At 74.1% G+C, this 1,698-nt stretch carries 2 protein-coding genes; one reads left to right on the top strand and one right to left on the bottom strand.

Annotated features, from left to right (window positions below; genetic code table 11):
- A partial coding sequence (locus tag ROTAS13_RS24125; RefSeq protein ID WP_305793735.1) for a transcription antitermination factor NusB occupies nt 1-276 on the bottom strand: 276 nt, incomplete at its 3' end.
- A gap of 186 nt (nt 277-462) precedes the next feature.
- On the opposite strand from ROTAS13_RS24125, the gene ROTAS13_RS24120 reads away from it, so the two are divergent.
- The coding region (locus ROTAS13_RS24120) for a glycosyltransferase family 39 protein (protein ID WP_075823631.1) at nt 463-1,698 on the top strand (1,236 nt) is incomplete at its 3' end.

Raw genomic sequence — 1,698 nt, 5'->3', positions numbered from 1 at the left:
GGCATGGGGCGGCGTGCCGAGCAGGAGCAGGTCCGCCGTGCCGATGCGCAGCGCCAGCCGCGCCGGGGCCGGGGGCTCCCGCCGCAGCCAGGGCTCCAGCAGCGCGTCGATCGTGCCCAGGCGGCGCAGCACATGGGAGGCGAGGCGGTGCGCGGCGGCCCGGTCACGCGGCTCCAGCGGCGGCAACGCGTCCAGCGCTTCCTCCAGCGGGCGGTGGCGTTCCAGCACGGCGGTCAGCAGCGCCGCGGCGGTGCTTCTGGTCGGATTGATAGTCATGTCACGCTCCGTATGTCCCCGCCGTGCCGCGCATGCTAGAGGCGGCAGGGCCGCGGAGTGTTTTTCCCCGCGCCCGTTCCCGTTCCGGCACCGCGCATGGTCCCGGACGGGAACGCGGAAGAACCATGCCTCGTTGGACGGGTTCCGGCCTTCGCCATCCCGTCGCCCCAAGGGATCGATCGACTGGTGCAGCATCTCCTCGACAGGCTGCCGGAGGCGCGGCGGCCAAGGCTGTTGCTGAGCCTCCTCTGCCTGCTCCTCTGGCTCCCCGGCTTCTTCACCCTGCCGCCCGGCGATCGCGACGAGAGCCGCTTCGCCCAGGCCTCCCGCCAGATGGTGGAAAGCGGCGACTGGGTGCGCATCCGGGTGCAGGACGAGGAACGCAACAAGAAGCCCGTCGGCATCTACTGGGCTCAGGCCGGCGCCGTCACGGCGCTGGAGGCGGTGGGCATCCCGGCCCGGGGGAGGATCTGGGCCTACCGCATCCCCTCCGCCCTGGGGGCCTGGCTGGCGGTGCTGGCCACCTTCCAGTTCGGCCGGGCCCTGGTCGGGCGGCGCGCGGCCTTCCTCGGCGCGGCGCTGCTGGCCGCCAGCATCCTGCTCTGCGTCGAGGTGCATATCGCCAAGACCGACGCGGCGCTGCTCGCCACGGTGGCGGCCTCGATGGGGCTGATGGGCCGGGCCTATCTCTCGCCCGGCACCTTCACGCCCCGGCAGGCCGCCGGCTTCTGGCTGGCGCTGGGGGCGGGCATCCTGCTCAAGGGGCCGATCGGGCCCATGGTGCCGCTGCTGACCGGCATCACCCTGGCCGTGGCCGACCGCCGCGCGCCCTGGCTGCGGGCGCTGCGGCCCGGCTGGGGCGTGCCGCTGATGCTACTGCTCTGCGTGCCCTGGCTGGTGGCGATCGGCGTGGCCACCCAGGGCCGCTTCTTTTCCGAGGCCGTGGGCAACGACATGCTGGCCAAGGTCGGCTCGGGCGAGGAGGCGCATGGCGCGCCGCCCGGCACCTACCTGCTGATCTTCGGCCTGACCGCCTTTCCCGGTGCCTTCCTGGTGCTGCGCGCCCTGGCGGGGGCCTGGGCCTCCCGCCTCCAGCCCGGCACGCGCTTCCTGCTCGCCTGGGCGGCGCCGACCTGGATCGTCTTCGAGGCGGTTTCGACCAAGCTGCCACACTACGTCCTGCCGGCCTTCCCGGCGCTGATGCTGCTGGCTGGGGCCTGGGCGATGGACCCGCTGCGCCGCCCCGCGCCGCGCTGGCTGGCCGGGCTCGGCTGGGTCGCGCTGGTGTTGGTGGCGGCCGGGCTGGCGGTGGCGCCCTCGGTGGTATTCTGGCTGTCCGACCGGCGCGTGGACCCCTTCGCCCTGCTCGCCATCCCGGCCGCGGCGGTGCTGGTCTGGCGCGTGCTGCACCATGCCCGTGGC

The sequence above is a fragment of the Roseomonas sp. TAS13 genome, assembly GCF_001950415.1.
In the GTDB taxonomy this organism is placed as follows: domain Bacteria; phylum Pseudomonadota; class Alphaproteobacteria; order Acetobacterales; family Acetobacteraceae; genus Roseomonas; species Roseomonas mucosa.
Note: the sequence above shows the minus strand (reverse complement) of the source record. Positions and strands in the feature narration are given on the sequence as shown.